Source organism: Cystobacter fuscus (assembly GCF_002305875.1).
Taxonomy (GTDB): domain Bacteria; phylum Myxococcota; class Myxococcia; order Myxococcales; family Myxococcaceae; genus Cystobacter; species Cystobacter fuscus_A.
This window is the reverse complement of the sequence record NZ_CP022098.1, coordinates 698808-721813: the sequence shown is the minus strand read 5'-3', so window position 1 is coordinate 721813 and position 23006 is coordinate 698808. Positions and strand designations below refer to the sequence as shown.

The 23006-nt window shown below is 70.9% G+C and carries 22 protein-coding genes; 3 read left to right on the top strand and 19 right to left on the bottom strand.

The genetic code is table 11. The annotated features are described in order from the left end of the window. Positions 1-2: 2 nt before the first annotated feature. The 4 genes from CYFUS_RS03085 to CYFUS_RS50275 form a co-directional block, all read right to left on the bottom strand. Positions 3-1268, bottom strand: a complete 1266-nt coding sequence (locus CYFUS_RS03085; RefSeq protein WP_095983863.1) for an efflux RND transporter periplasmic adaptor subunit — start codon at positions 1266-1268, stop codon at positions 3-5. Continuing rightward, positions 1265-2491: a TolC family protein gene (locus CYFUS_RS03080; RefSeq protein WP_232537327.1), complete on the bottom strand. Its 1227-nt coding sequence runs from the start codon at positions 2489-2491 to the stop codon at positions 1265-1267. The genes CYFUS_RS03085 and CYFUS_RS03080 overlap by 4 nt, the downstream gene beginning before the upstream one ends. Positions 2492-2835: 344 nt before the next feature. Beyond that, positions 2836-3162, bottom strand: coding sequence for a hypothetical protein (locus tag CYFUS_RS03075; RefSeq protein WP_232537326.1), 327 nt, complete (start codon positions 3160-3162; stop codon positions 2836-2838). Positions 3163-3352: 190 nt separating this feature from the next. Next, entirely contained in the window at positions 3353-3559 is a 207-nt protein-coding gene (locus CYFUS_RS50275; protein WP_157758208.1) for a hypothetical protein, read from the bottom strand. Between CYFUS_RS50275 and CYFUS_RS03070 the strand changes: the two genes are divergently transcribed. After that, on the top strand, positions 3558-4532 hold the full coding sequence (locus tag CYFUS_RS03070; RefSeq protein ID WP_157758207.1) for a CBS domain-containing protein: 975 nt from the start codon (positions 3558-3560) through the stop codon (positions 4530-4532). The two genes, CYFUS_RS50275 and CYFUS_RS03070, sit on opposite strands and share 2 nt — an antisense overlap. 56 nt (positions 4533-4588) lie before the next feature. On the opposite strand, the gene hypE is transcribed toward CYFUS_RS03070, so the two are convergent. The 12 genes from hypE to CYFUS_RS03010 all read right to left on the bottom strand — a co-directional run bounded on the left by hypE (position 4589) and on the right by CYFUS_RS03010 (position 15660). Continuing rightward, positions 4589-5638 carry a hydrogenase expression/formation protein HypE gene (hypE, locus tag CYFUS_RS03065; RefSeq protein WP_095983860.1) on the bottom strand — a complete coding sequence of 350 codons (1050 nt, stop codon included), beginning with the start codon at positions 5636-5638 and terminating at the stop codon, positions 4589-4591. Continuing rightward, positions 5617-6729 carry a hydrogenase formation protein HypD gene (gene hypD, locus CYFUS_RS03060; protein WP_095983859.1) on the bottom strand — a complete coding sequence of 371 codons (1113 nt, stop codon included), beginning with the start codon at positions 6727-6729 and terminating at the stop codon, positions 5617-5619. The genes hypE and hypD overlap by 22 nt, the downstream gene beginning before the upstream one ends. Continuing rightward, on the bottom strand, positions 6726-6977 hold the full coding sequence (locus CYFUS_RS03055) for a HypC/HybG/HupF family hydrogenase formation chaperone (RefSeq protein ID WP_095983858.1): 252 nt from the start codon (positions 6975-6977) through the stop codon (positions 6726-6728). Before CYFUS_RS03055 ends, hypD begins: the two co-directional genes overlap by 4 nt. After that, on the bottom strand, positions 6955-9246 hold the full coding sequence (hypF, locus tag CYFUS_RS03050) for a carbamoyltransferase HypF (RefSeq protein WP_095983857.1): 2292 nt from the start codon (positions 9244-9246) through the stop codon (positions 6955-6957). The genes CYFUS_RS03055 and hypF overlap by 23 nt, the downstream gene beginning before the upstream one ends. 3 nt (positions 9247-9249) lie before the next feature. Further along, entirely contained in the window at positions 9250-9591 is a 342-nt protein-coding gene (locus CYFUS_RS03045) for a hydrogenase maturation nickel metallochaperone HypA (RefSeq protein WP_095983856.1), read from the bottom strand. Next, on the bottom strand, positions 9573-10067 hold the full coding sequence (locus tag CYFUS_RS03040) for a hydrogenase maturation protease (protein ID WP_095983855.1): 495 nt from the start codon (positions 10065-10067) through the stop codon (positions 9573-9575). Before CYFUS_RS03040 ends, CYFUS_RS03045 begins: the two co-directional genes overlap by 19 nt. Next, positions 10064-11362, bottom strand: coding sequence for a Ni/Fe hydrogenase subunit alpha (locus CYFUS_RS03035; RefSeq protein ID WP_095983854.1), 1299 nt, complete (start codon positions 11360-11362; stop codon positions 10064-10066). Before CYFUS_RS03035 ends, CYFUS_RS03040 begins: the two co-directional genes overlap by 4 nt. Continuing rightward, the gene (locus CYFUS_RS03030) at positions 11349-12128 is read right to left on the bottom strand and encodes an oxidoreductase (protein WP_095983853.1); all 780 of its coding nucleotides are present in this window, start codon (positions 12126-12128) and stop codon (positions 11349-11351) included. Before CYFUS_RS03030 ends, CYFUS_RS03035 begins: the two co-directional genes overlap by 14 nt. A 2-nt stretch (positions 12129-12130) precedes the next feature. Further along, on the bottom strand, positions 12131-12979 hold the full coding sequence (locus CYFUS_RS03025) for an FAD/NAD(P)-binding protein (protein ID WP_095983852.1): 849 nt from the start codon (positions 12977-12979) through the stop codon (positions 12131-12133). Next, entirely contained in the window at positions 12976-13437 is a 462-nt protein-coding gene (locus CYFUS_RS03020; protein ID WP_232537325.1) for a cyclic nucleotide-binding domain-containing protein, read from the bottom strand. The genes CYFUS_RS03025 and CYFUS_RS03020 overlap by 4 nt, the downstream gene beginning before the upstream one ends. A gap of 14 nt (positions 13438-13451) precedes the next feature. Next, a complete protein-coding gene (locus CYFUS_RS03015) occupies positions 13452-14606 on the bottom strand; it encodes a 4Fe-4S dicluster domain-containing protein (protein WP_095983850.1) in 1155 nt (384 codons plus the stop codon). A 184-nt stretch (positions 14607-14790) separates the two neighbouring features. Beyond that, a complete protein-coding gene (locus CYFUS_RS03010; protein ID WP_095983849.1) occupies positions 14791-15660 on the bottom strand; it encodes a hypothetical protein in 870 nt (289 codons plus the stop codon). Positions 15661-15901: 241 nt separating this feature from the next. On the opposite strand from CYFUS_RS03010, the gene CYFUS_RS03005 reads away from it, so the two are divergent. Further along, positions 15902-17143: a cytochrome-c peroxidase gene (locus CYFUS_RS03005; protein ID WP_095983848.1), complete on the top strand. Its 1242-nt coding sequence runs from the start codon at positions 15902-15904 to the stop codon at positions 17141-17143. A gap of 9 nt (positions 17144-17152) precedes the next feature. On the opposite strand, the gene CYFUS_RS03000 is transcribed toward CYFUS_RS03005, so the two are convergent. Continuing rightward, a complete protein-coding gene (locus CYFUS_RS03000; RefSeq protein WP_095983847.1) occupies positions 17153-18502 on the bottom strand; it encodes a metallophosphoesterase family protein in 1350 nt (449 codons plus the stop codon). 575 nt (positions 18503-19077) lie between these two features. On the opposite strand from CYFUS_RS03000, the gene CYFUS_RS02990 reads away from it, so the two are divergent. Further along, the gene (locus tag CYFUS_RS02990) at positions 19078-19254 is read left to right on the top strand and encodes a hypothetical protein (RefSeq protein ID WP_232537324.1); all 177 of its coding nucleotides are present in this window, start codon (positions 19078-19080) and stop codon (positions 19252-19254) included. 50 nt (positions 19255-19304) lie between these two features. Here the strand turns inward: CYFUS_RS02990 and CYFUS_RS02985 are convergent, their stop codons facing one another. Continuing rightward, positions 19305-20648, bottom strand: coding sequence for a nicotinate phosphoribosyltransferase (locus CYFUS_RS02985; RefSeq protein ID WP_095983846.1), 1344 nt, complete (start codon positions 20646-20648; stop codon positions 19305-19307). Positions 20649-20719: 71 nt separating this feature from the next. Next, positions 20720-23005: a heavy metal translocating P-type ATPase gene (locus CYFUS_RS02980; RefSeq protein ID WP_095983845.1), complete on the bottom strand. Its 2286-nt coding sequence runs from the start codon at positions 23003-23005 to the stop codon at positions 20720-20722. Between the last annotated feature and the right edge of the window lies 1 nt (position 23006).

The window sequence follows — 23006 nt, the reverse complement described above, 5'->3', positions numbered from 1 at the left end:
GCCTAATCGGAATGGCCCTCGCCCATGCTCTCCTTGGAGAGCTCGGACTTGAGGATGAATGCCCCCTGCGTGACGACCAGGGCGCCCGACTCGAGACCGGAGAGGACCTCCACCTCCTTCGCGGAGCTGGCGCCCGTGCGCACCTTGATGGGCTTGAACTGGTTTTCTCCCGAGGGGACGAAGACCACCTGCTCCTCGCCCACCTTCTGCACGGCCTCGCGGGGAAGCACCACGCGCGGGGCTTGCGCACCGCCTCCGTCGGCGTTGACCTCCGCCCTCGTGGAGATCTCCGCCTGGGCGAACATGCCCGGTTTGAGCGCCCTGTCCGCATTGGGCACCACCACGCGCACCGGGATGGTGCGCGTCTTCTCGTCGACGATGTCACCGATATACTCCACGCGGCCCGTGAAGCGCCGCTCGGGCAGCGCGGAGACGGTGAAGTCCACCGGCTGGCCCTCGCGCACCTGGGCGAGCTGGGACTCGGAGATGTCGAGCAGCACCCACAGCTCGGAGAGGTCGGCCACGGTGAAGAGGGTCGTGGCCGCTTCCACCGTCTGGCCCACGATGCCGGCGATTTCCACCACCGTGCCGTCCAGCGGGCTGGGGGCGGGAAAGCGAGAGCTGTAGTGCTCGTTTCCGCGCAGGGCGGCGATTTCCGCGTCCGAGAGGCCGACCGCGTGCAGCCGCCCATCGGCCGCGTTGCGCTCCGCCTGGGCGGTGACGAAGGCGCTCTCCGCCTCGCGCATTTCCCGCTCGCTGCTGATGCCCTTGGCGAAGAGCTCCTTCTCCCGGCGGAAGTTGTCCTCGGCCACCCGTGTCTTGGTGGCGGCGGAGAGATAGTCGGCGCGGGCTCGGCCAAGCTCCGGGCTCTCCAGGTAGCCCAGCGCCTGGCCCTTCTTCACCTTCTGGCCGAGCGAGGCTTCAATGCTGGCGAGTCGGCCTGGAACCCGGGCCGCCACCCGGGCCACCCCCATCTGGGTGAAGGCCACGCGCCCTGGGACGGCGAGCCCCACGGCGAGCGCCTTGCGCTGCACCGTCTCCGTCTTCAACTGCGCCGAGCGCACCGCTTCGGGAGTGAGCTGGATGACCTCCTCATGCGCACCGCCTGCGCCGTGGGCCTTCCCTTCCCCTCCCTGGTCCGCATCACCGTGGGCCTGGGCGGCCGCGTCTTCCCGGGCGTCGGATTGCGCGCCTCCCTTGCCGCGACAGGCGAGCAGCAGGGTGGATGACAGCGCGAGAGACAACAACGTACGAGAATTCAAATTCATTGGATGCTCCCGACTGCCCGCTTGAGTTGTGCATCCGCGTTGGCGAGCTCCTCGAGCGTTTCGATGTAGCCGCGCCGCGCGTCGAGGGCGTCTCGTCGGATGAGGAGAAGCTGGAGGAAGTCCACCTTGCCGGACCGGTACGCCTCGTTGACCAGCTCGAGGTTCTGCTGGAGTGCCGCCAGCACCTCCTCGTTGAACACCTCGGCCGCGGCGCTCGCCACCCGGTGGCGCTCCAGGGCGAGCCCGACTTCCGAGCGCACGAGCCGCTCCGTGGCCTCGAGTGACGCCTCGGCCTGGGCCACCCGCGCGGCACCGACACCGCGGGCCGCCTGGTTGCGGTTGAAGAAGGGCAGCTCGATGCCGAGCGTGCCCTGGATGATGTTCGCGCCTTCCTCGCGGCTGTAGCTGGCCCCGAGCCGGGGGGTGGGCAGCGCCTCGCGCGCGGCGAGCGTCGCCTCCGCGCGCGCCGCTTCCAATTCGGAGCGCGCCGCTTTCACGTCGGCCCGTCGCGCGAGGGCCCGCTCCACGAGCGCGTCGAGGGGCAGGGGCGCGGGGGAACCCGGCCGCAAGCCGCCCTGGAGCACCAGCTCCTCGGAAGGCTCCAGGCCCAGCAGCAGACGGAACTCCGCCAGTGCCACGATCCGCCGCTGTGCCACGAGCGCCACCTCTCGGGCGGCCCTCCCCAACTCCACGCGCGCGGTATTCACCTCGATGAGGGAGGCGGCACCCGCCGCCCGGCGCTCCCCCGCGGCCTTCAGGGATTGTTCCGCGAGGGAGCGTCCCTCACCGGCCAGGAGCGCCAGCTGTTCGGCCGCCAGCGCCCTGGCGAAGGCCTCCCGCACCTCGGAGGCGAGTTGCACCCGCAGCGCCTCGAGCCGCGCGTCGCTCGCGGTGAGCTGTGCCTCGGCGGACTCCTTGCGCGCGCCGCGCTGACCGAAGACCTCGAGCCGCTGACTCAACCCCACCCCCACGTCGATGCTGTTGCCGCCCGTGTCCTTCAATCGGGGGCCCACGGAGCCTTGGAGTTCCGGGTTCGCCTGCGAGAGCAGGGAGGCACCTCGCAGCCGGGCCCGGGCCGCGGCGGCGTCGGCCCGGGCGGAAACGAGACGGGGGCTGCGCTCGAGCGCGAGGGCAACCGACTCGTCCAGGGTCAGCGAGCGGGCCGCGAGGGCGGGAGCCGCCACGAATAACAGCAGGCATGTGATGCGAAGGCGTGCGAGCACGTGACTCACCAACGGAAGGAAGGGAGGCCTGGTCCAAGGCGGTGCCGGGCTGGCAATGGCCCTGGGAGTCCCGAGGCGGACACACCGCCTGGGCTCCGGGGCATGACCAAGCTCCGGTTCACCGCCAGAGATCGTGGGGGCACCCGCGGACGTGGGGATGGCTACCCGCGAGCGATGTTCGGCCGGACTCCTCGCGTCCTGCTCGGCGCGACTCTCAGGCCGCATCGAATCGTCCGCCCTGGGGCCTCAGCCACCCGGGCGAATGACAGACACGAGCCTTCGACAGACCGCGCGGAGCGCATGTTCATGCCCCGAAAGGGGCACTCACGGAGGAACGCCAGCCGCTAGGCGGATATGGGAGGCCGTAGGAGGCGAGCACGCATCCCCTCGGCGACCTTCTCGTGGACGAAGGGAGTTCGTGGCGATTCCACCACGTCCACGAGCACCCAACGGTGCACCACGACGGGAATGACCGATTGGCTCGCACAGCACCGGCAATGGTGGTCCGTGGGGCCGCAGCCATGCTCCTTGCCCGTATTCAAGTCGGTCTCACCCGACTCGAAGTGCGCCACGTGGCCGGAGGCGACATAGTGAACGACTGCCTCGAGCGCCTCCCCGAAGGAAGGCACCAGGCCATTCACCATCGCGATGACCAGGAGCAGGCGCAGCACGGTTAGAGCATTAGCGCACTGCCTGTCTCACCGCAACCCCGGGCCCCGCCCAAGAAAATGAATTCAAACGGGCGGCCGTGGCTCCGCTCATCCTCTTGGTGCAAACGACAACGGATTCCGCGGAGAGGCGGGGACGCTGCTGCTCGATGCGCTGGCGTCCGAGCATGGCGCGCGGCTGGTGGCCACCGGGTCAGCCTCGGAGTGGCTCGAGGAGCGCCTGGGGCGACGCGCCGGCGATCGCCTCGGGGGCGAGACCCCGGTCCGGGGAGTAGCCCGGAAGTCCCTCGTCGTCCCGAGCGTCCGGCGGAGGAAGGGACGAGAGCGGATTGCTCCACGCCTCCAGCATCCTGAACTTCAAGGGAGAGGTCAGCGGCTCACCGCCGCAGGAGGGCACCATGGCATCCAATCATCCGGAACCGCCCGGGCCCGGTACGGCTCGGCCAGAGTCCACCCCTGAATTCACCCATGGGACTCCCAAACCCGGGGAGCATGCCAGCGTGCCCCTGACGTCGCGGCTGTGTGTACGCGACGTGATGAGCCAGAAGGTCTCCACCCTCCACGCGAGCGAGGCACTGCCCCTGGAGGAGCTGCTCAAGAAGTTCCGCCATGTCCGGCACCTTCCCGTCGTCGGCGCGAACAGTCGCCTCGTCGGCATGGTGACGAGGATGGACGTCCTCGAGGAAGCGCTCCTGCTCGGCAGGGAGCGCTGGGTGCGCGTGAGGGATCTGCTGTCCTGCCCCGTGGAGAAGATCCCCGAGAACGAGAGCCTTTCCGTGGCCGCACGGGCGATGCGCAAGGCCCAGGTCCACTCGCTCCCAGTGGTCGATGCGAGCGGGCACATGGTGGGCATCCTGACCGATGGAGATCTGCTCGCCGCCATGGCGGGCGAGCATCTGTCCGCGCCCGGCGACCCGTGGGAGCTGCCCGTCGACACGCTGATGACGCACGAGCCCTACACGCTCGGACCGGATGCGACACTGGAGGAGGCGGCCGGGGTGCTCATCGACGCGGACGTGCGGCACCTGCCGGTGGTGGATGAAGACGAGCGGCTGGTGGGCATCCTCTCCGAGCGCGACCTGCGCGAGCGGCTGGGCGGGGGGGCGCGAGAATGGCCCCGTGCGGCCCGCGAGGCGTTGGATGTGCGGCTGGGCGAAGCGATGACGCCCGACCCACTCTCCTTGCGCTCCGGGGCACCCGTCGCCCAGGCGCTGGAGATCTTCACCGACGAGCGGATAGGCGCGATTCCGGTGGTGGATGAGGAGGAGCGGCTGCTGGGGATCCTCTCGTACATCGACCTGCTGCGCTGGCTGCGCGAGCGGCCCGGCGAGGCACGGAAGCAGGAGGGCGGCGAGCCGCCATCACCCCATTGACGCGAAGGGCAACCGTGCGCCGCACCGTCCCGGCGTAGCCGGGCCCGCTCAGGCGATCAACAGATGCGCGGGAGCTGCTCCCCGGAAAGCAGGTCCAGCAGCCGCTGTCCACCGAGCCGCGTGCGCAGGGAGACCATGCCCGCGGGCCCCTCGGTGACGCGGCCGATGCGCGCGGCCCCGGCGCCGAGCGGGTGACGGACCAGCACCTCCAGCGCCCGCTCCACCTGGGGCTCGGGGACGAAGGCCACCATGCGGCCCTCGCAGGCCACATAGAGTGGATCCAACCCCAGCAGCTCACAGGCTCCCGCCACGGATGCGTCCACCGGCACGGCGGGCTCGTCCACCACGAGCCCCACCCCGGCGTCGAGCGCGATCTCATTGAGCGCGGTGGCCAGCCCCCCACGCGTGGTATCGCGCAGGCAGTGCACCTCCACGCCCGCCTCGAAGAGGGCCTCCACCAGCGGAGCGAGCGAGGCGCAATCGCTCACCACCGGCGTGTCGAAGGCGAGCCCCTCGCGCACCGAGAGCACCGCGATGCCGTGCCGCCCCACGTCCCCGGAGACGAGCACCGCGTCTCCAGGTGTCACGCGCCGGGGATGGACGGACACGCCCTCGAGGACCCGGCCCACGCCCGAGGTGTTGATGAAGAGCCCGTCCGCCTTGCCCCGATCCACCACCTTGGTGTCTCCCGTGACGATCTCCACGCCACACTCCCGCGCGGCCTCGCGCATGGAGGCCACCACCCGGCGCAGCTCGTCCAACGCCAGCCCCTCCTCGAGGATGAAGCCCGCGCTCAGGTACAGGGGCTTCGCGCCGGCCATGGCCAGATCGTTCACCGTGCCGTGGACCGCGAGCGTCCCGATGTTTCCGCCCGGGAAGAAGCGGGGCATCACCACATAGGAGTCCGTGGTGAAGGCCAGCCGCTGCCCTCCGAGCGGCACCACCGCGCTGTCATGGCGCTCGGCGAGGGCTGGAGCGCGGAAGTCCTCCAGGAAGATGTCCTCCAGCAGTTGGCGCATGAGGCGCCCTCCCCCACCGTGGGCGAGCTGCACGGTGGTGTGGCGTCCCAGGGGCATGGGGCAGCTCAGGGCGAGGTCGGCGGACATGGGGACTGGAACCTCCGGTAGCGGTAGTAGGCGGCGCACGCCCCCTCGGACGACACCATCGTCGCGCCGAGCGGCGTGTCGGGGGTGCAGCGGGTACCGAACGCGGGGCACTCGGGGGGCTTGAGCCGGCCCTGGAGCACGAGGCCGCTCTGGCACCCGGCGTCCTCGCGTCCTCCCACGGAGACGACGTCGAACTTGCGCGCGGCGTCCCAGTCCGCGAAGGCGGCGCGCAGTCCCAGGCCGCTCGCCGCGATGGGGCCGATGCCGCGCCACGTCCTCGGCACCACCTCGAACACCTCGCGCAACATGGCCTGGGCGCTCTCGTTGCCGACCACGCGGACGGCGCGGGCGTACTGGTTCTCCACCGTGGCCCGCCCGGACTCGAGCTGTGCCACGCACATGTGGATGCCCTGCAGCAGGTCCAACGGCTCGAAGCCCGTGACGACGATGGGCACGCGGTACGCGCGGGCGAGGGGCTCGTAGGCCTCCATGCCCATGATGGTGCACACGTGGCCCGCGGCCAGGAAGCCATCCATCCGCCGGCCAGGGGCCGCGAGCAGGGCCTCCATCGCCGGGGGCACCAGCACGTGCGCCACCAGGAGGGAGAAGTTGCGCAGCCCGCGCCGCCTCGCCTCGTGGACGGCCATGGCACACGCGGGCGCGGTGGTCTCGAACCCCACGGCGAAGAAGACGACCTCGCGTTCCGGCAGCCGCTCGGCCAGGGCCAGCGCGTCCATGGGCGAGTAGACGATGCGCACGTCCCCGCCCGCGGCCTTCACGGACAGCAGGTCCCTCCCCGAGCCGGGCACCCGGAGCATGTCGCCGAACGAGCAGAAGACCACGCCGGGGCGCGAGGCGATGGCCAGCGCCTTGTCCAGCATCTCCACCGGCGTGACGCACACCGGGCAGCCCGGGCCGTGCAGCAGTGTGATTTGCGGCGGAAGCAACTGATCGATGCCGAAGCGGACGATGGCGTGCGTCTGTCCGCCACACACCTCCATCAACGTCCAGGGCCGCGTCACCAGCGACTGGAGCGCCCGCGCATACCGCCGGGCCTCGTCCGCGCCCCGGTACTCTTCCACGTACCTCATCGCGACTCCCCCTCTCGCACTTCGTCCGTCCCGCCGATCTCCTCCAGGTAGGCGAAGACGCGCCGCGCGCCCTCGGGATCGACCCGGCTGATGGCGAAGCCGGCGTGCACCACCACGAAGTCACCGGGCGTGGCCTCGGGGACATAGGCCAGACACACGTCCTTGGTGACGCCGCCGAAGGCCACCCGGCCCATACGCAGCGGGCCGTCCACCGCGGAGAGCACCTCACCGGGGATTCCGAGACACATCGTGCGCCTCCTCGAGCCAGCGGGCCGCGACCGCGACCTGTCCCAGGGACAGTCCGCCATCGTTGGGGGGATAGTGCCGCGGCCAGAACACCTCGAATCCCCGCGCGCGCAGTCGCGCCTGGACGTCGCGCAGCAGACGCGGGTTCTGGAAGCACCCGCCCGAGAGCACCACGCGCGGCAGGCCCACGCGCACCGCGATGGACTCGGCGAGCACCGCCAGCGCGGCATGGAACCGGGCGGCCAAGAGCGGCGCGGGAACGCCGCGCTTCCGCTCGTCCAGCAACGCCTCGAGCAGCGGCTCCCAATCCGCCACCGCGGGGGCTCCGTTCCCCAGGGGCAGTGGATAGGGCTCCGCCTCCCCTTCCCCCGCGGCGTACTCGAGCGCCATGGCCGCCTGTCCCTCGAAGCCCGCCCGCGCGCGGATGCCGGAGAGCGCCGCGACGGCGTCGAACAGCCGGCCCATGCTGGTGGTCCTCGGTGACTGGAGCCCGCGGGCGAGCATCGCCACGAGCACCTCACCCTCCCGCGCCGTGAAGCACTCCCGGAGGGAGTCGAGGGCCCCGGCGCCTCGCACCTCGTGCACCAACCCGAGCGCGGCCCGCCTCGGCTCGCGCAGGGCCCGCTCGCCTCCGGGCAGGGAGAAGGGTCGCAGGTGCGCCACACGGCGGAAGGCCGCCCCCTCGACGACGAGGGCCTCGCCCCCCCAGAGCGTGCCATCCGTCCCGAGCCCGGCCCCATCCCAGGCGAGGCCGAGCACCGGCCCCACGAGTCCGTGCTCGGCCATGCAGGCCGCGACGTGGGCGTGGTGGTGCTGCACACGCACCAGGGGCACGCCCCACTCGCCCGAGAGGCGCTCGGCGAGCCGCGTGGAGACGTAGTCCGGATGGAGGTCGCACGCGAGCGCCACCGGGCGCGCGTCCAGCAGTCGCCGCAACTCCTCGGCGGTGCGCTCCAGGAGCCGCGAGCCCTCGGGCGAGCCGAGGTCCCCGAGGTGCTGGCTCACCACCACCTGCTCGCCCACGCACAGGGCCACGGTGCTCTTCAACTGCCCGCCGAGCCCGAGCAGGCACGGTGCCCCTGGAAGCGGCAGGGGAAGGGGCGCGTACCCCCGCGCGCGCCGCAGCACCTGGAGCCCCTCGGGCAGCAGGCGCGCCACGGAGTCATCCACGGGGCGGACGATGGGCCGGTCGTGGACGAGGAAGCGGTCGGCCACCTCGCGCAGCCGCGTCAGGGCTTCGCCCGGGGCGATGCAGAGGGGCTCATCGGAGAGGTTCCCGCTGGTGCACACCAGGGGGCGGCCGGCGGCTTCGAGCAACAACACGTGCAGAGGCGTGTAGGGCAGCAAGGCGCCGAGCCATGGATTGCCGGGGGCCACGGCCTCCGCGATGGCGCCCTCGCCTCCGGGCATGCGCTTGTGGAGCAGGAGGATGGGAGCGGCCGGCGAGGTGAGCACCGCGGCTTCCTCCGGGGACACCTCGCAGTGCGAGCGCAGCACCTCGAGCGAGGGGAACATCACCGCGAAGGGCTTGTCCGGGCGGCGCTTGCGCTCGCGCAGCAGCGTCACGGCCTCGGGGCTCGTGGCATCCACCAGGAGGTGGAAACCTCCCATCCCCCGCAGGGCGAGCACCCGGCCCTCGCGCACCGTCTCCACCGCTCCCCGCAGCGCCGCCTCGTCCCGCGCGAGCCGCGAGCCATCCGGCGCGAGCAACGACACACGCGGCCCACACACGGGGCAGGCGATGGGCTGGGCATGGAAGCGCCGGTCCGCGGGGTCGCGGTACTCGGCCGCGCAGTCCGCGCAGGGGGTGAAGCCCTTCATGGACGTGCGCGACCGGTCATAGGGAAGCGACTCGATGAGCGTCCAGCGGGGCCCGCAGCGGGTGCAGTGGGTGAACGGGTAGCGGAAGCGCCGCTGCCCGGGCGAGGCCACTTCCGCCAGACACTCCGGGCAGGTGGCCAGGTCCGCGGGCACGGTGGGCCGCGGGGGCGCATCCGGATCGCTGGCGAGGATGTGGAAGGCGCGCTCGTGCCGGGGGTGCACCTCGGAGACCAGGACGTGGGTGAGGCGGGCCGCGGGAGGGGCCTCGCGCGAGAGGGCCTTCACGAAGTCCTCCACCGCGGGCTCCGGCCCCTCCACCTCGATGCGGACGCCATCGGCGCGGTTGCGCACCCAGCCGGCCAGTCCCCGAGCCATGGCGGCGGCATGGACGAAGGGCCGGAAGCCCACGCCCTGCACCACACCGTGCACGGTGATGGCTCGCCGCACCATCCCCTACTCCACCTCGATGGCCGTGACGGCGAGCCCCGTGCGCCCGAGCAGCTCCCCGTCGGTGCTCCCACACCCCGGGCACAGCAGGAGGTGGTGCTCGGGGGCATAGGTGCGGTCACAGGCCCGGCAGCGTGCCTCCACGTGGATGAGCTCCAACTGAAGCCGGGCACCCTCCGCGCTCGTGCCCCGGGCGTGGGCGGCGAAGTGGAAGGACAGGCTCTCGGCGGAGAGGGACTCGGTCTCCGCCACCCAACCCCGCACCACGCGCACGCGCGAGGCCCGCTCGGAGAGGGAATGCTGGAGAACGGTCTTGAGCACCCACCGGGCTAGCGTGGACTCATGCATGGAAACGCTCCTGGGTCGTGAGAGGAGACGGCACGAAGGACCTGCTCGGCGGCGCGTGGGACGGCGGCGGCCACCTCGGGGGAGAGCCCCCGCTGGAAGCGCTCCGGCCGGGAGATGCTCACCCCGACGATGCGGATGGACGGCGACACCCCCGAGGGAGACAGCAGCCTCGCCAGCGCCACCGCCTGGGAGACTCCCACTCCGTGCGTCGACATCGTGGAGAGCCCCCGCTGCTCCAGCTCGTCCGGCTCCAGCACGAGCACCTCGCCGGCGGGCGTCGCCAGCACCGCGTCCACCAGCACCACCGGGGCGGGCGTCTCCAGCAGGGAGAGCAGCGCGCTCGGCTCCGGGGCCAGGAGCAATTCCAGACACTCGGGGGCACCGAGCGAGCGCAAGTGCTCGATGACGGCCAGTCCCACCTGGTCATCTCCGGCCGCCGCCTGGCCGAGCCCGATGACACGTCCGCGAGTGCTCATGTCCGCTCCACCTTCAGGGTGAGGAAGTGCGTCGCGCAGGAGATGCACGGGTCGTGGTTGCGAATGGCCTGCTCGGCCAGCCGGGTGGCTTCCGCGTGGGCCCGCGAGGCGAGCTGGGGCGCCAGCACGCGCAGGTCGTCCTCGATGGAGCGCTGGTTCTGGGACGTGGGCGGGACGATACGGGCGTCCTGGATGGTGCCGTCCGCGTCGAGCGTGTAGCGGTGGTAGAGCAGCCCGCGCGGGGCCTCGGAGGCGCCGTACCCCGTGGCCGCCCGGGACGGCGTGTCCACGTGGGGCACGGTGGGCGCCTCATACGCCTCGATGAGGCGGATGGCCTCGGTGAACGCCTGGAGCATCTCCACCAGCCGCACGAGCAGCGCGCGGAAGGGATTGCGGCACGGCACGGACAGCCCGGCCCGGCGCGCGGCCTCCCGCACCGAGGGATGCAGCCGGTCGAAGTTGAGGTTGAAGCGGGCCAGCGGGCCGCACAGGTAGGCACCCCGTCCCACGCGCCGCGCGTGCAGCGCGTTCGTGTATGGCACCTGCTCCTCCACGAAGTGCGCGTCCCAGTCGCGCACGTCGATGTCCAGCCCCTCTGAGGACACCACCCGCCCTCCGGCGATGGGGTACTCGTCCGGGTGGCGCAGCGAGACGAACTCGTAGTCGCGCTCGAGCTCCGGGAAGGGGAAGCGGGCCATCCACTCCAACGACTCCCCGGTGGCGTCGTGCCCCCAGCGCAGCTCGGGCAGGAGCGACTCCAGCTCGGCCCGGGTGGGGGCCCGGTAGAACCCCCCCACGCGCACGTTGATGGGATGGATGGCCCTGCCGCCCATGAGGGCAACGAGCGAGTTGCCCGCCTTCTTGATGCGCAGGCCCCGCTGGACCCACTCCCCATGCTGCTTCGCCATGGAGAGCGCGTCCGGGTAGCCGAGGAAGTCCGGCGCGTGCAGCAGGAAGACATGCAGCCCGTGGCTCTCGATCCACTCGCCACAATAGAGGAGGCGGCGCAGCGCGCGCAGCGGCCCCTCCACCGTCACGCCCAACGCGTCCTCCATGGCGAGACAGGCGCTCGTCAGGTACGCCACCGGGCAGATGCCGCAGATGCGCGAGGTGATGTCGGGCGCCTCCAGGTACGAGCGCCCCCGCAGCAGGGCCTCGAAGAAGCGGGGCGGCTCGAAGATGGCCAGGCGCACGTCCGTGGCGCGGTCGCCCTCCAGGCGCACGGTGAGAGAGGCCTCGCCCTCCACGCGCGTGAGGTAGTCCACCTCGAGGGTGCGCGGCTCATTCTTCTTCATGGCGCTCGCTCTCCTCACGGAACGCGGGGGCATTGGCGTTGAAGTTGCGGAAGGAGCGCACGAGCTCCGTCTCCGACCGCCCGGCGGCCTGGAAGGCCCGGGCCAGCGAGGGCGTGTTGGGGGCCTCCATCGGCCCGAAGCAGCCGTAGCAGCCGCGGTGGTACGTGGGGCAGAGCGCGCCACAGCCGGCGTGCGTCACCGGCCCCAGGCAGGGCGTGCCCGTCACCATCACACAGACGTTGCCGCGCAGCTTGCACTCCACGCACACGCTGTGGGCGGGGATGTTGGGCCGTCGCCCGTTCAGGAAGGCGTTGAGCACCTCCAGCAACTGCCACTTGTCGATGGGGCAGCCCCGCAGCTCGAAGTCCACCGGGACGTGGTCCGCGATGGCGGTGGAGGTGGCGAGCGTCTCGATGTACTCGGGCTTCGCGTAGACGGTGGAGAGGAACTCGCGCACGTCGCGGAAGTTGCGCAGCGCCTGGATGCCACCCGCCGTGGCGCACGCGCCGATGCTCACCAGATAGCGGGAGGCGCGCCGCACCTCGCGGATGCGCACGGCGTCCGCGGGGGTGGTGATGGAGCCATCCACGAGTGACAAGTCATAGGGCCCCTTCAGCGCCGTGCTGGTGGCCTCGGCGAAATATGCGATGCGCACGGCATCCGCGAGCGCGAGCAGCTCGTCCTCCAGGTCCAGCACGGTGAGCTGGCACCCGTCGCACGAGGCGAACTTCCACACGGCGAGCGAGGGCTTCTTCCGGCGGGCCATCGTCACACCTCGCGGACGTGCAGGAAGGGGCGGAGCCGGTCGTAGGGAAGCACCGGTCCGTCCTTGCACACGAAGAACGGGACGAGCTGGCAGTGGCCGCAGAAGCCCACGGCGCACTTCATGTTGCGCTCCAGCGAGAGGTGGATGCGCGTGTCGGGCACGCCCAGGCGCTCCAGCTCGCGCACGGTGAAGCGCATCATCACCTCGGGCCCGCACATGAGGGCCACGGTGCGCGAGGCGTCCAACGCCATGTCCCGCAGCAGCGCGGGCACCACGCCCACGTGTTCCTTCCACTCGGGGCCCGCCTGGTCCACGGTGATGAGCACCTTCAACCGGGGGTCCTTCCCCCAGCGTGCCAGCTCGCGGCGGTACAGCAGTCCTTCCGGCGAGCGGGCTCCCACCAGCAGTGACACCCGGCCGTACGCCTCGCGGTGGCGCAGCAGGTGGAGGATGACGGAGCGCAGCGGAGCCAGTCCGAGCCCTCCGGCCACCACCACCACGTCCAGGCCCCGGGCCTCCTCCAGGGGCCATGGCCGACCATAGGGGCCGCGCACGCCCATCCACCCGCCCCGGCCCACGCGGCGCAGCGCCTCGGTGACGGAGCCCACGACACGGATGGTGTGGAGCAGCTCGCCCGGGCGCCCCGGGTCTCCGCTGATGGAGATGGGCACCTCCCCCACGCCCAGGGCATACAGCATGTTGAACTGGCCCGGCTGGAAGGGAAAACCTCCGGGACGCCCGGACACGTCCAGCGAGACCGTGAACGTATCGGCCGATTCGCGGCGCAGGCTTCGCACGCGCAGGGGCACCGGCGCCATCGGTTGGGCCGTGGAGAGGGCGCCGGTGCTCATGCGCCCCCCTTGTAGAGGTCCAACCGCTGCATGCGGACGCGCTCCAGACGCTCGTAGAGCTGGCGCACCAGGCGCATGGCCAGGGCCGGCTCCAGCACGGGATGCTCGGGGCTGGGGCCGCGCAGGCACGCGGCGTCGAGGGCGAAGACCTCCACGGGCTCCACGGCCCGCGCGTCCAGGTGCCAGCGGTAGGGCGGAAAGAGCCAGGACAGGCCGAGGATGTCGCCCCCCTTCAGCGACTCGAGCTGGCGGGGCCCCTGGCCGGGGATGTTCAGCTCCAGCGACACGCGGCCGGTGCGCAACAAGAAGAGCGTGCGTGCCTCGTCTCCCTCGCGCAGCAGCAGGGCACCCGCGGGGAAGGACTCCTCGCGCACCTCGCAGGCAATGGCCTTCACCTGCGCGGGGGAGAGGCCGCGCAGGAAGGGGTGTTCCTCGAGGGGTGCGAGGGCCAGGGCCATGGGGTCGTCCTCGCTCATGCGCCTGGCCGGGCACCCTCGGTGGCGCGAAGGGCGGCCACCTCCTCGGTGATGTCGATGCCCACCGGGCACCAGGTGATGCAGCGTCCGCAGCCGATGCACCCCGAGGTGCCGAACTGATCCCACCAGCTCGCCACCTTGTGGGTGAGCCACTGCCGGTAGCGCGAGCGCAGGGCGTGACGGACGCTGCCCCCGTGCAGATAGGAGTGGTCCAGGGTGAAGCACGAGTCCCAGCGCCGCCAGCGCTCGGCCACGCCCCCGAGCAGATCCGTCGTGTCCTCCACCGTGGCGCAGAAGCAGGTGGGGCACACCAGGGTGCAGTTGGTGCATCCCAGGCAGCGCTCGGAGACGTTGTCCCAGCGCGGGTGCTCCTGGTTGCGGTAGAGCAGCCCCTTGATGTCCGTGGTGTCCATGACGCGACCCATGCTCTGGGCGGTGCGCTCCACCACCGCGTCGGCGGCCCGGGTGTCCGGCTCCCGGGCGGGAGTGGCGCCCACGCGTGCCAGCAACGCCGCGCCGCGCTCGCTGCCCGGCTCCGCGAGGAAGCGGTGTCCGCCCTCGAGCAGCTCGGTGAGGGCCACGTCGAAGCCGAAGGTGGCGCGCGGACCGGTCCGCATCGACACACAGAAGCAGGTGCCTCCGGCCTGTCCGCAGTTCACCGCCACCACGAAGAGCCGCTCGCGGCGCGCCGCGTAGTCGGGGTCCTCGTAGGGGCCCTCCAGGAAGGTGCGGTCCTGGACGGCGATGGCGTGCAGATCACACGAGCGCGCCCCGATGAGGGCCAGCCGGGGCGGAGGCTCGGTGGGCTCCGGCTCCACCTGGAACCCCTCCTCCTGGCGGTGCGCGCGGAACAGCCGTGTCTTGGGGAGGAAGAGCAGGTGCTTCCAGGACCTGGGGCCCACCGCGTAGCCGAAGAACGCCCCATCCTCGCGCCGGGCCAGCCGGTAGGCGCCCGCCACCTGCACCTCCGTCATGCCCCGGGGCAGTTCCTCCCGCCCCCGGATCTCCGCATGGTCGATGGCGCCATCCCTCACGGTGGGACCCATCAGTCGCCAGCCATCGCTCCGCAGCGCCGCCAGCAGGGCGTCGAATGCCTCCAGGGACAGGAGGAAGCGCTCCTTCACGGCTTCGGGCGGAGCGACGTCAGGCATACGGACTCCAGGAGCGGAGGACACGGGGACATGGCTCGCCAAGCTATGCACCCGCCATGGAGTCCCGGGAACCGGAGCCCCCGTCCGGCACGTCCTCCGACCAACGCTCGCGGCCTCGCTCATTCCCCACAGGACATCCACCTTGGCCACACGGGCAGGGTGCTGTCGCGGACGTGGAAGGATTTCACTCCGTCCCCGTCAGCCGGTAGTACGCATGGGGACGGTGCATGCGGATGAACGTCCGCGCGAGCGGGCTCATCTCCCATTTGATGGGGAGTGGGTCCACGACGAATCCCATGTCATCCTTGAACTGGCTCAACTGGGGGACCTCGCGTGAATGAAGGCCCCCCGTGAACGTATGCACGCACTCGAGCCTGCGGCAGAGCTGCGCGAACTCGAAGACCAACCCGGTGGAGATGTTGGTCGGCAGCGCCCACGTGGCGTAGTACGCGTTGGCCCCATACGCGACACCATCCACCACATAGCCATCCAGGTACCCGCCCAGCTTGCCCTCGATGATGCCCGCGAGGACGCACCAGTGGTTGCCTCGGAAGTATTTCTTCACCTGCTCGAGATATTGCTCACGCGAGGGAGGTTTCTTGTGCTGGGTTCGTGAGAGCGCATCGAGGATCAGCGCATGACCCTGCTCCTCCAGGAGCTCGGGGCCGGTCAACTGAACGATCCTGACGAGCCTCTGGCATTTCCTGAGCTTGTTCCTCCGGTTCGCCGAGAGGCTGTTGACTTCGTAATTCGCCAGGTCCGGCAGCCGCAGGACGGGGACGGAGCCATTCGCGGCGCTGGCGGCGTTCGGCGCCAACGTGGCGCGATAGCCCCAGCTCCACGGCGTGGGCCTGGTTGCCTCCTCGGGATTCAGGCGTGCCAGCAGATGCACGGGCTGGAAGAACCCGGGTGCGCCGGTCTGCTCCCAGTAATGACGGCCATGCTGGATGACGCGCGCGCCTTCGTTGCGCCGGATGTCGGCGAGCTCCCGCTCGGTGAGGACCGCGAAGGCCGCCGCCGAAACATCACGTACCTGAAGATTGGACATGAGCATTCAGACCTTTCCGCCAGGGGTGTATGGCGATTCGCGCGAAAAGGTATTCATGAACCCAGACGCCACGAGCGTGGAGCCCCCCGCGGTGGCACACGAGCATCGTGGAGGATGCGGTCGCCGCGATGACCTGTGCACTTGCCGATTCTCCCCTACGCTCCGAGGGCAGGAAGCATGAGCCCCGAGGGTAGTGGAGCGAGCGGGCGGAGGGTTCCATCCTAACGCATTCTCGAGAGGTCATGCCATGTCAATGATTCGACTCTCCCTGCTCGCCGGATTGATGATCGGCAATTGCCAACCCTCCACGGACAAGCCTCCCCCCGAAATGCCAACACCCGTGACGCAGCTCACGCCCACGGAGTTGCTCGGCGGAAAACTCTTCTTCGACACCAACCTGTCCGAGCCGCGCGGACAATCCTGCGCCGTCTGCCACGGGCCCGAGGTGGGCTGGACGGGGCCGAACGAGCTGCTCAACAAGCTCGGCTCCATCTACGAAGGCGCGGTGCCAGGGCGGTTCGGCAACCGCAAGGCGCCTTCCTCCGCGTACGCCACGCCCTCCCCCATCTTCCACCTCGTGGACGCGCAGCAGGGCACCTTCGAGGGAGGCAACTTCTGGGACGGCCGCGCCACGGGTGAGAAGCTGGGCAACCCCGCGGCGGATCAGGCCCAGGGGCCCTTCCTCAATCCCGTGGAGCAGAACAACCCGAGTGCCGCGGCCGTGGTGGCCAAGGTGTGTGCCGGCTCCCATGGCAATCTCTTCCGCTCCGTCTACGGAGCGGACATCTGCGCCCCCTCCCAGGTGGACAAGGCCTACGACAGCATCGCCCTGGCCATCGCCGCCTACGAGGGCTCGAGGGAAGTGAGTGCCTTCACCTCCAAGTTCGACGCGTACCGGGCCGGGCACGCCACGCTGACGGACCAGGAGAAGCAGGGCCTGCGGCTCTTCGAGGACAAGGCGAAGTGCTCCAACTGCCACACGAGTCAGCCCGGCCCCAACGGGGAGCCTCCCCTCTTCACCGACTACACCTATGACAACCTGGGCGTGCCACGAAACCCGCTCAATCCCTGGTACGGGCAGTTCGAGTTCAACCCGTTGGGCCGGGCATGGACAGACTACGGAGTGGCGGACTTCCTGGTGACGCGCCCGGAGTGGCGGCAGTACGCGCGAGGCAACCTCGGGCGGCAGAAGGTGCCCACCTTGCGCAACGTGGACAAGCGGCCCCGGCCCGACTTCGTGAAGGCCTACGCGCACAACGGCTACTTCAAGAGCCTGAAGTCCATCGTCCACTTCTACAACACGCGCGATGTGCTCCCCGTCTGCCTGCCGGAGAACCCCGGCACCCCTGGCGTCGACTGCTGGCCCCCACCCGAGGTCGGGCTGAACGTCAACACGCAGGAGATGGGCAACCTCGGCCTCACCTCGGAGGAGGAGGACGCCCTCGTCGCCTTCCTCGGGACGCTCTCGGACGGGTACTTCCTGCCCTGAGCCCGACCCTCAGGTCATCGTCTCCTCGTGAAGCGGCGGGCCCGGCGCTGGCACGCGGCCGGGGACGAGCAGCCGGTTCTCCATCTGGTAGTAGCGCGCGGTGAGCCGGGGCCCCTCGAGCCTGAGGATGGTATAGGCGTGGCAGTCGAAGAGGCCATCGTTGCCGAGCCGCACGCCGGGCAACGTCCGGGGCAGCCCGCTCTCTCCCGGAGCGGGGAGGAGGCCGGGCACGGGGTGGTTCCACTGCTCGTGGCGCAGCGTGGGCACCGCGCCCGCGCCGATGCACCGGCCTCGCGTCAAGCCCGCGTAGGGCTCGTAGACATGGAGGTTGTGCTCATGTCCCCAGAGCCAGAGCGCCACGTCCCCGAGCACGCTCGCCAGCGGCTCGCCCAGGTGCGGGTTGATGGCGAGTGGCCGGCGCGTGGAGTCATGGCCCACGCTCGCCAGCGAGAAGAGCGGGTGATGCGAGAACAGCACGGAGCGCCGACCCCCGGCGTGCTGGAACTTGTCCAGTACCCAGGCCACCTCCGAGTCCTCGAGCCACGTCATCGTGTCCGCGAGGGCACGCGGGTTGAAGTCATGCAGCCCGGTGTCCATGCCCATCAATTGCCAGGAGCGGTTGCGCAGACAGAAGTAGCTGGCTGGCTGGCCGAGCGCCTCCAGGAGTTGCCGGTAGCCCTCGCCGCCCGAGTAGCGGTCATGGTTGCCGGACAGCGACAGCACCCGGGGCCAGCGCGAGCCGAAGACGCGCGTGAAGACATCGAGGAAGTGGGCGCGCACCTCGTGCGGAGTTCCCGAGTAGTAGATGTCCCCGAGGTGGATGACGGCGTCCGGAGAGAAGCGGGCCACCTGCTCCAACAGGGCCTGCGCGTCTGGCATGCCGGTGCCCCAGTCCGCGATGACGGCCACCGTCGCCTCATCCGGCAGGTCTGGCAGGATGAAGTCCGTGAGTGAGTCGTGGCGCCGGTAGAAAGGCTGGCGATGGAGCAGAAGCGCGCGCTCGTACTCCACCACCGACTCCAGCCAGAGCGGATCACACGAGGCGAAGCGCACCTCGCTCTCCAGCCGCTGGGCTTCCTCCCGGTCTCCATGGAAACGCGCGAGAGCCCACCGCGCGGCGAGCCGCCCGCAGACACTCGCCCGCTGGAGCAGGGTCGGCGGACCCTCCCGGTCATGGCAGCCCGCGTGCTCCATCGCGGCGGCGGTCGCGTCCTCCATCACCGGATGCGCCGTGGAGACATCCAGTCCCGCCCCTGACGCGGGTCCGCCGCTCCTGCGTGCGAGCACCCGGTGAAGACAGGATTGCCACAGCGAGAGCGCTGGATCGCGAACCGTGGAGATGGCTTTTCGGATGTGCACGGAGAGCCCTCTCCCTCGTCATTGGGGATCCATCCAGCCACGGGCAACTGGCGCACGGGCTCGCCTGCCTTCTGGCGGTGATGGGAAGTGCGCTTGCGGGCAGACAGCGCCCGGGATTCCTCCCTCCTGGCCGGGAGGCGTGGCGAGCCGCTCATTTCCGCCGGGCTCTATCTTTGCGCGAGTGAGAGGCCTCACTCGCCACGAATGGAGGCACCATCATGAAGGCCCGATATGGAGCACTGCTCGCCACATCCCTCTTCCTGGGGTCATCCGCCCTTGCCCTGCAGGACACGCCCCCCCAGCCCCCCTCCGGGTGCTGTCCCTGTCCCCCGGGTGGGGGTCAGGGGCCCGGCCAGGGTGGGGGTCAATGGCCCGGCCAGGGTGGGGGTCAGGGGCCCGGACAGGGTGGGGGTCAATGGCCCGGCCAGGGTGGGGGTCAGGGTGGGGGTCAATGGCCCGGCCAGGGTGGGGGTCAGGGTGGGGGTCAGTGGCCCGGACAGGGTGGAGGTCAATGGCCCGGCCAGGGTGGGGGGCAGGGAGGAGCGGGGATGGAACGGGGACCCATGAACTGTGTGATGAGCGAAATCGCCAACGTCTCGGTCGAGCAGACGTCCGACGGTGCCGTCGTGCGGCTCACGGCGAAGGACCCCAACCAGGTGGAGCAGGTCCAGCAGATGGCGCGGAGGATGGAGAACTGCATGGCGGGAGAGCAGCAGTCACCCGACCAGCAGACCCCAGCACCCAAGCCGTGATGAGCGCACCTGGAAGCACTTCCCCGACTCTCCGTCGAGGAAGTGCCACGTCAGGGAGCGTGTGACGCCTCATGGAGCTCCGCGATCACCTGCCGTCGCGCCGCGCCCAGTTCGGTGCTCACGTCCACCGGATAGGCAGGCCGCGCGGGCTCCAGCCGCCGCACCTCCCGGGGCAGGCGTCCCAACTCCTCCCGAGCGTGCGCCCGGATGGTCGCGAGCGGGGGCGAGGCATCCGACAGCCGCCGGCCCGCGTGCATCACCCGCCGCAGCAGCGGCCGGCCCGGCAGCGCCTCGCCGTGACGGGCGAGCACGTCCCGCCGGGCCACGCCGTCCTCCTCCTCGCGGAACACCTGCTTGCGCCCGGGCAGCAGCACCTTGCCCGTCGACAGCTTGAGCCGCCCGTGGCCCGCGTACTCCACCAGCTTGTAGGCCATGTCCAGCGCGGGCGCGTCCGCGGAGACGCCCATCGCCGTGCCCACGCCGAAGGCGTCGATGGGCGCGTGGTGCGCGAGCAGCCGCGCCACCTCGTCCTCGTCCAACCCGCCGCTCGCGAAGATCTGGACGTGCGCCAGCCCCGCGGTATCCAGCAGGCAGCGCGCCGCGTGTGACAGGGCCACCAGGTCTCCCGAGTCCAATCGCACCGCGCGCACCTGGAAGTCCGGGCCGAGCTCCCGAGCCAGCCGCACCACCTTCCGCACGCCCTCCAGCGTGTCGTACGTGTCCACCAGGAGCGTCGTCTCCGGGAAGCGGCGGACGTAGGCGCGGAAGGCGGCCAGCTCGTCGTCGTGCGCCTGGACGTAGCTGTGCGCCATGGTGCCCGCCACCGGAATGCCATGGCGCTGGCCGGCCAGCAGGTTGGACGTGGCGCCCACTCCGGCGACATGGGCGGCACGCGCCACCTCGAGGCCCGCGTCTTCTCCGTGCATGCGCCGCACCCCGAAATCCACCACGGGCCGTCCCCCCGCCGCCTCCACCACCCGGGCCGCCTTGGACGCCGCCAGCGTTTGCAGGTGCACCTGGTTGATGAGGGCCGTCTCCACGAGCTGCGCCTCGGGCAACGGGGCGATGACCTCCAGCAGGGGCTCCTCGGCGAAGAGGGGTGTTCCCTCGGGCACCGCGTGCACGTCGCCGGTGAAGTGGAAGTGCTCCAGCCAGTCCAGCAGCCGCCGGGAGAAGCGCCCCAGTGACTCCAGCCAGGCGAGCTCCTCCGGAGAGAAGCGGAGTGTCTCCAGGTACGTGAGGGCCTGCTCCAGTCCGCAGGCGAGCAGGTAGTTGCGGCGCGCGGGCAGCCGGCGGACGAAGAGGCTGAAGGCCGCCTCGTCTTGGAGCCCCTCCGAGAGGTAGGCATCCACCATGGTCAACTCATAGAGATCCATGAGGAGCGCCGACGCCATGGTCTTCCTCCTGGCCCTCGAGATGGCCACGTCCGGGGGCCTCGCCCCTGAAGGTAGCCATGCCGGAGCGCTCAGGAGACGGTCTGGAAGAGTTCCTCCTCCTGGGCGAAGTGGAGCTGGAGGATGGCGCCCAGCCCATAGAGGAGCCGGCGCAACTCCCGTCGCTCGGCGGGATCCGGCCCCTCCTCGGGCAGGTCCGATACCCGCCGCTGGTAGAGCCGCCCGAGGTGGGCGATCTCCCGGTGGGTGCGGCTCATGCTGCCCAGCGGATCCTCTCCCCCCAACAGCGGGGCCAGGGTGGGATAGAGCTCGGTGTCATCGCGGCGCTCGTGGGGCAGCAACCGGCTGCACAGCAACCCCTCGAGCGCCAGCAGCTCGGAGCGCTGCCGCCGCGGCTCGAGCGCATCCAGCCGATCCGCCAGGGCCTGGATGCGATCGAGCACGGGGCGCAGCTCCTGGTGCTCGGCCCGTAGCTGGCGCACCGTCTCGGCCGGGAGCGCGTGGTGCACCGGACGCGGACCGCCCCCACCCAATGCCCGCAGGGCGTTGAGGATGGACGCCACGTCGATGCCCTCCTGCAGGAGCGCCCCCGCCACCGGGCCCAGCATGCCGACGGCCGCGAAGCCCATGGCCACCAGGGACAGGCCCATGCCCATCAGCATGCTCTGCAACGCGATGGCGCGTGCGCGCCGGGCCACGAGCAGCGCCTCCACGAGCCGATCCAACCGGTCCACCAGCACCACCACGTCCGCGGCCTCGGAGGAGGCTCCGGAGCCGCGCGCGCCCATGGCCACGCCCACGTCGGCGGCCGCCAGCGCGGGCGCGTCGTTGATGCCATCACCCACCATGAGGGTGACACCCGCGGAGCGCTCGGTGAGCACGGCGCGCACCTTGTCCTGGGGACTGCGCTCGGCGAGCACCCCATCCACACCCAGTGCCGCGGCGATGCTCTCGACCACGTCCGCCCGGTCCCCGCTCACCATGACGAACCGGTCCACCCCAGCCTCGCGCAACAGGCGCAGTGCCCGGGGGGTCTCGGGGCGGATCTCATCCGCGAGCAGCAGCGCTCCGGCCAGCCGGCCGTCGATGGAGACGAAGACGCCCGAGCACCCCTCGTAGCCCATGCGCCGCAGCACCGTGCGGGCCCAGGGGGAGGGAGGACCCGGGCCCTCCACGAAGTCATGCAGGCCGAGCTTCAGCCGGCGGCCCTCCACCACGCCGCTCATCCCGGCGCCCGGAGCCTCCGAGGAGTCGGTGGGTAGCGACAGGGACAGGCCTCGCTCGCGCGCGGCGGAGACGATGGTGCTGGCCATGACGTGCTGGGACACCTGCTCGAGGGAGGCGCTCAGCCGCAGCAGCTCCGCGGGATCCGTGTCGCCCGTGATCTCGATGGCCGTGAGCCGGGCCTGCCCGGTGGTGAGGGTGCCGGTCTTGTCGAACAGCAGGACATGGGCACGGGCGAGCGTCTCCAGGGCGGTCCCATCCTTGATGAGCACACCGCGTCGGGCGGCCCGGGAGATGCCGGAGACGATGGCCACCGGCACGGCGAGCAGGAGGGGGCAGGGCGTGGCCACCACCAGCACGGAGAGGGCGCGCACCGGGTCGCCCGACAGCACCCAGGCCAGGGCGGCCAGGGCGAGGGTGAAGGGGACGAAGAGCAGCGCGTAGCGGTCCGCCATGCGCACGAAGGGGGCCTTGGAGGCCTGGGCGGATTGCACCAGCCGCACCACTCCCGCGTAGGTGCTCTCGGCCGCGGTGGTGAGCACGCGCAGTTCGAAGGGCGAGCCAGCATTGACGGGGCCACTGCGCACGCGCTCGCCCGTCTCGTGCGACACGGGGAGCGACTCGCCCGTGAGGGCCGATTCGTCCAGCACCGCCTCGGCGGACAGCACGAGCCCATCCACCGGAATCACCTCGCCCCCCTTGATGAGCAGGCGATCCCCGGGCCGCAGCGACTCCACTGACACCTGCTCGAGCCCACCGTCCTCGTAGCGGGTGGCCACCTTGGGTGCCCGGCCGAGCAGCGCCGACAGCTCGCGTCGCGCACGGGCCCGGGCATGATCCTCCAGGGCCCGTCCCGTGGAGAACATGAGGGCGATGATGATGCCCGCGAGGAACTGGCCGAGCGCCAGGGAGCCCGCCATGGACAGCAGGGCGATGATGTCCACGCCCATGTTTCCCTGGCGCAGGGCGGTCACGATGGAGCCCGCCACGACGACCAGCACGGGCACGGTGCCCACCGCCCAGGCGAGGTCCGCCACTCGCGCGTTCCCGAACAGCCAGGCGATGCCACCCACCAGCAGCCCTCCCGCCGACACGGCCAGGGGGCCCGCGCTCATGTTCCGGGAGATCTTCATG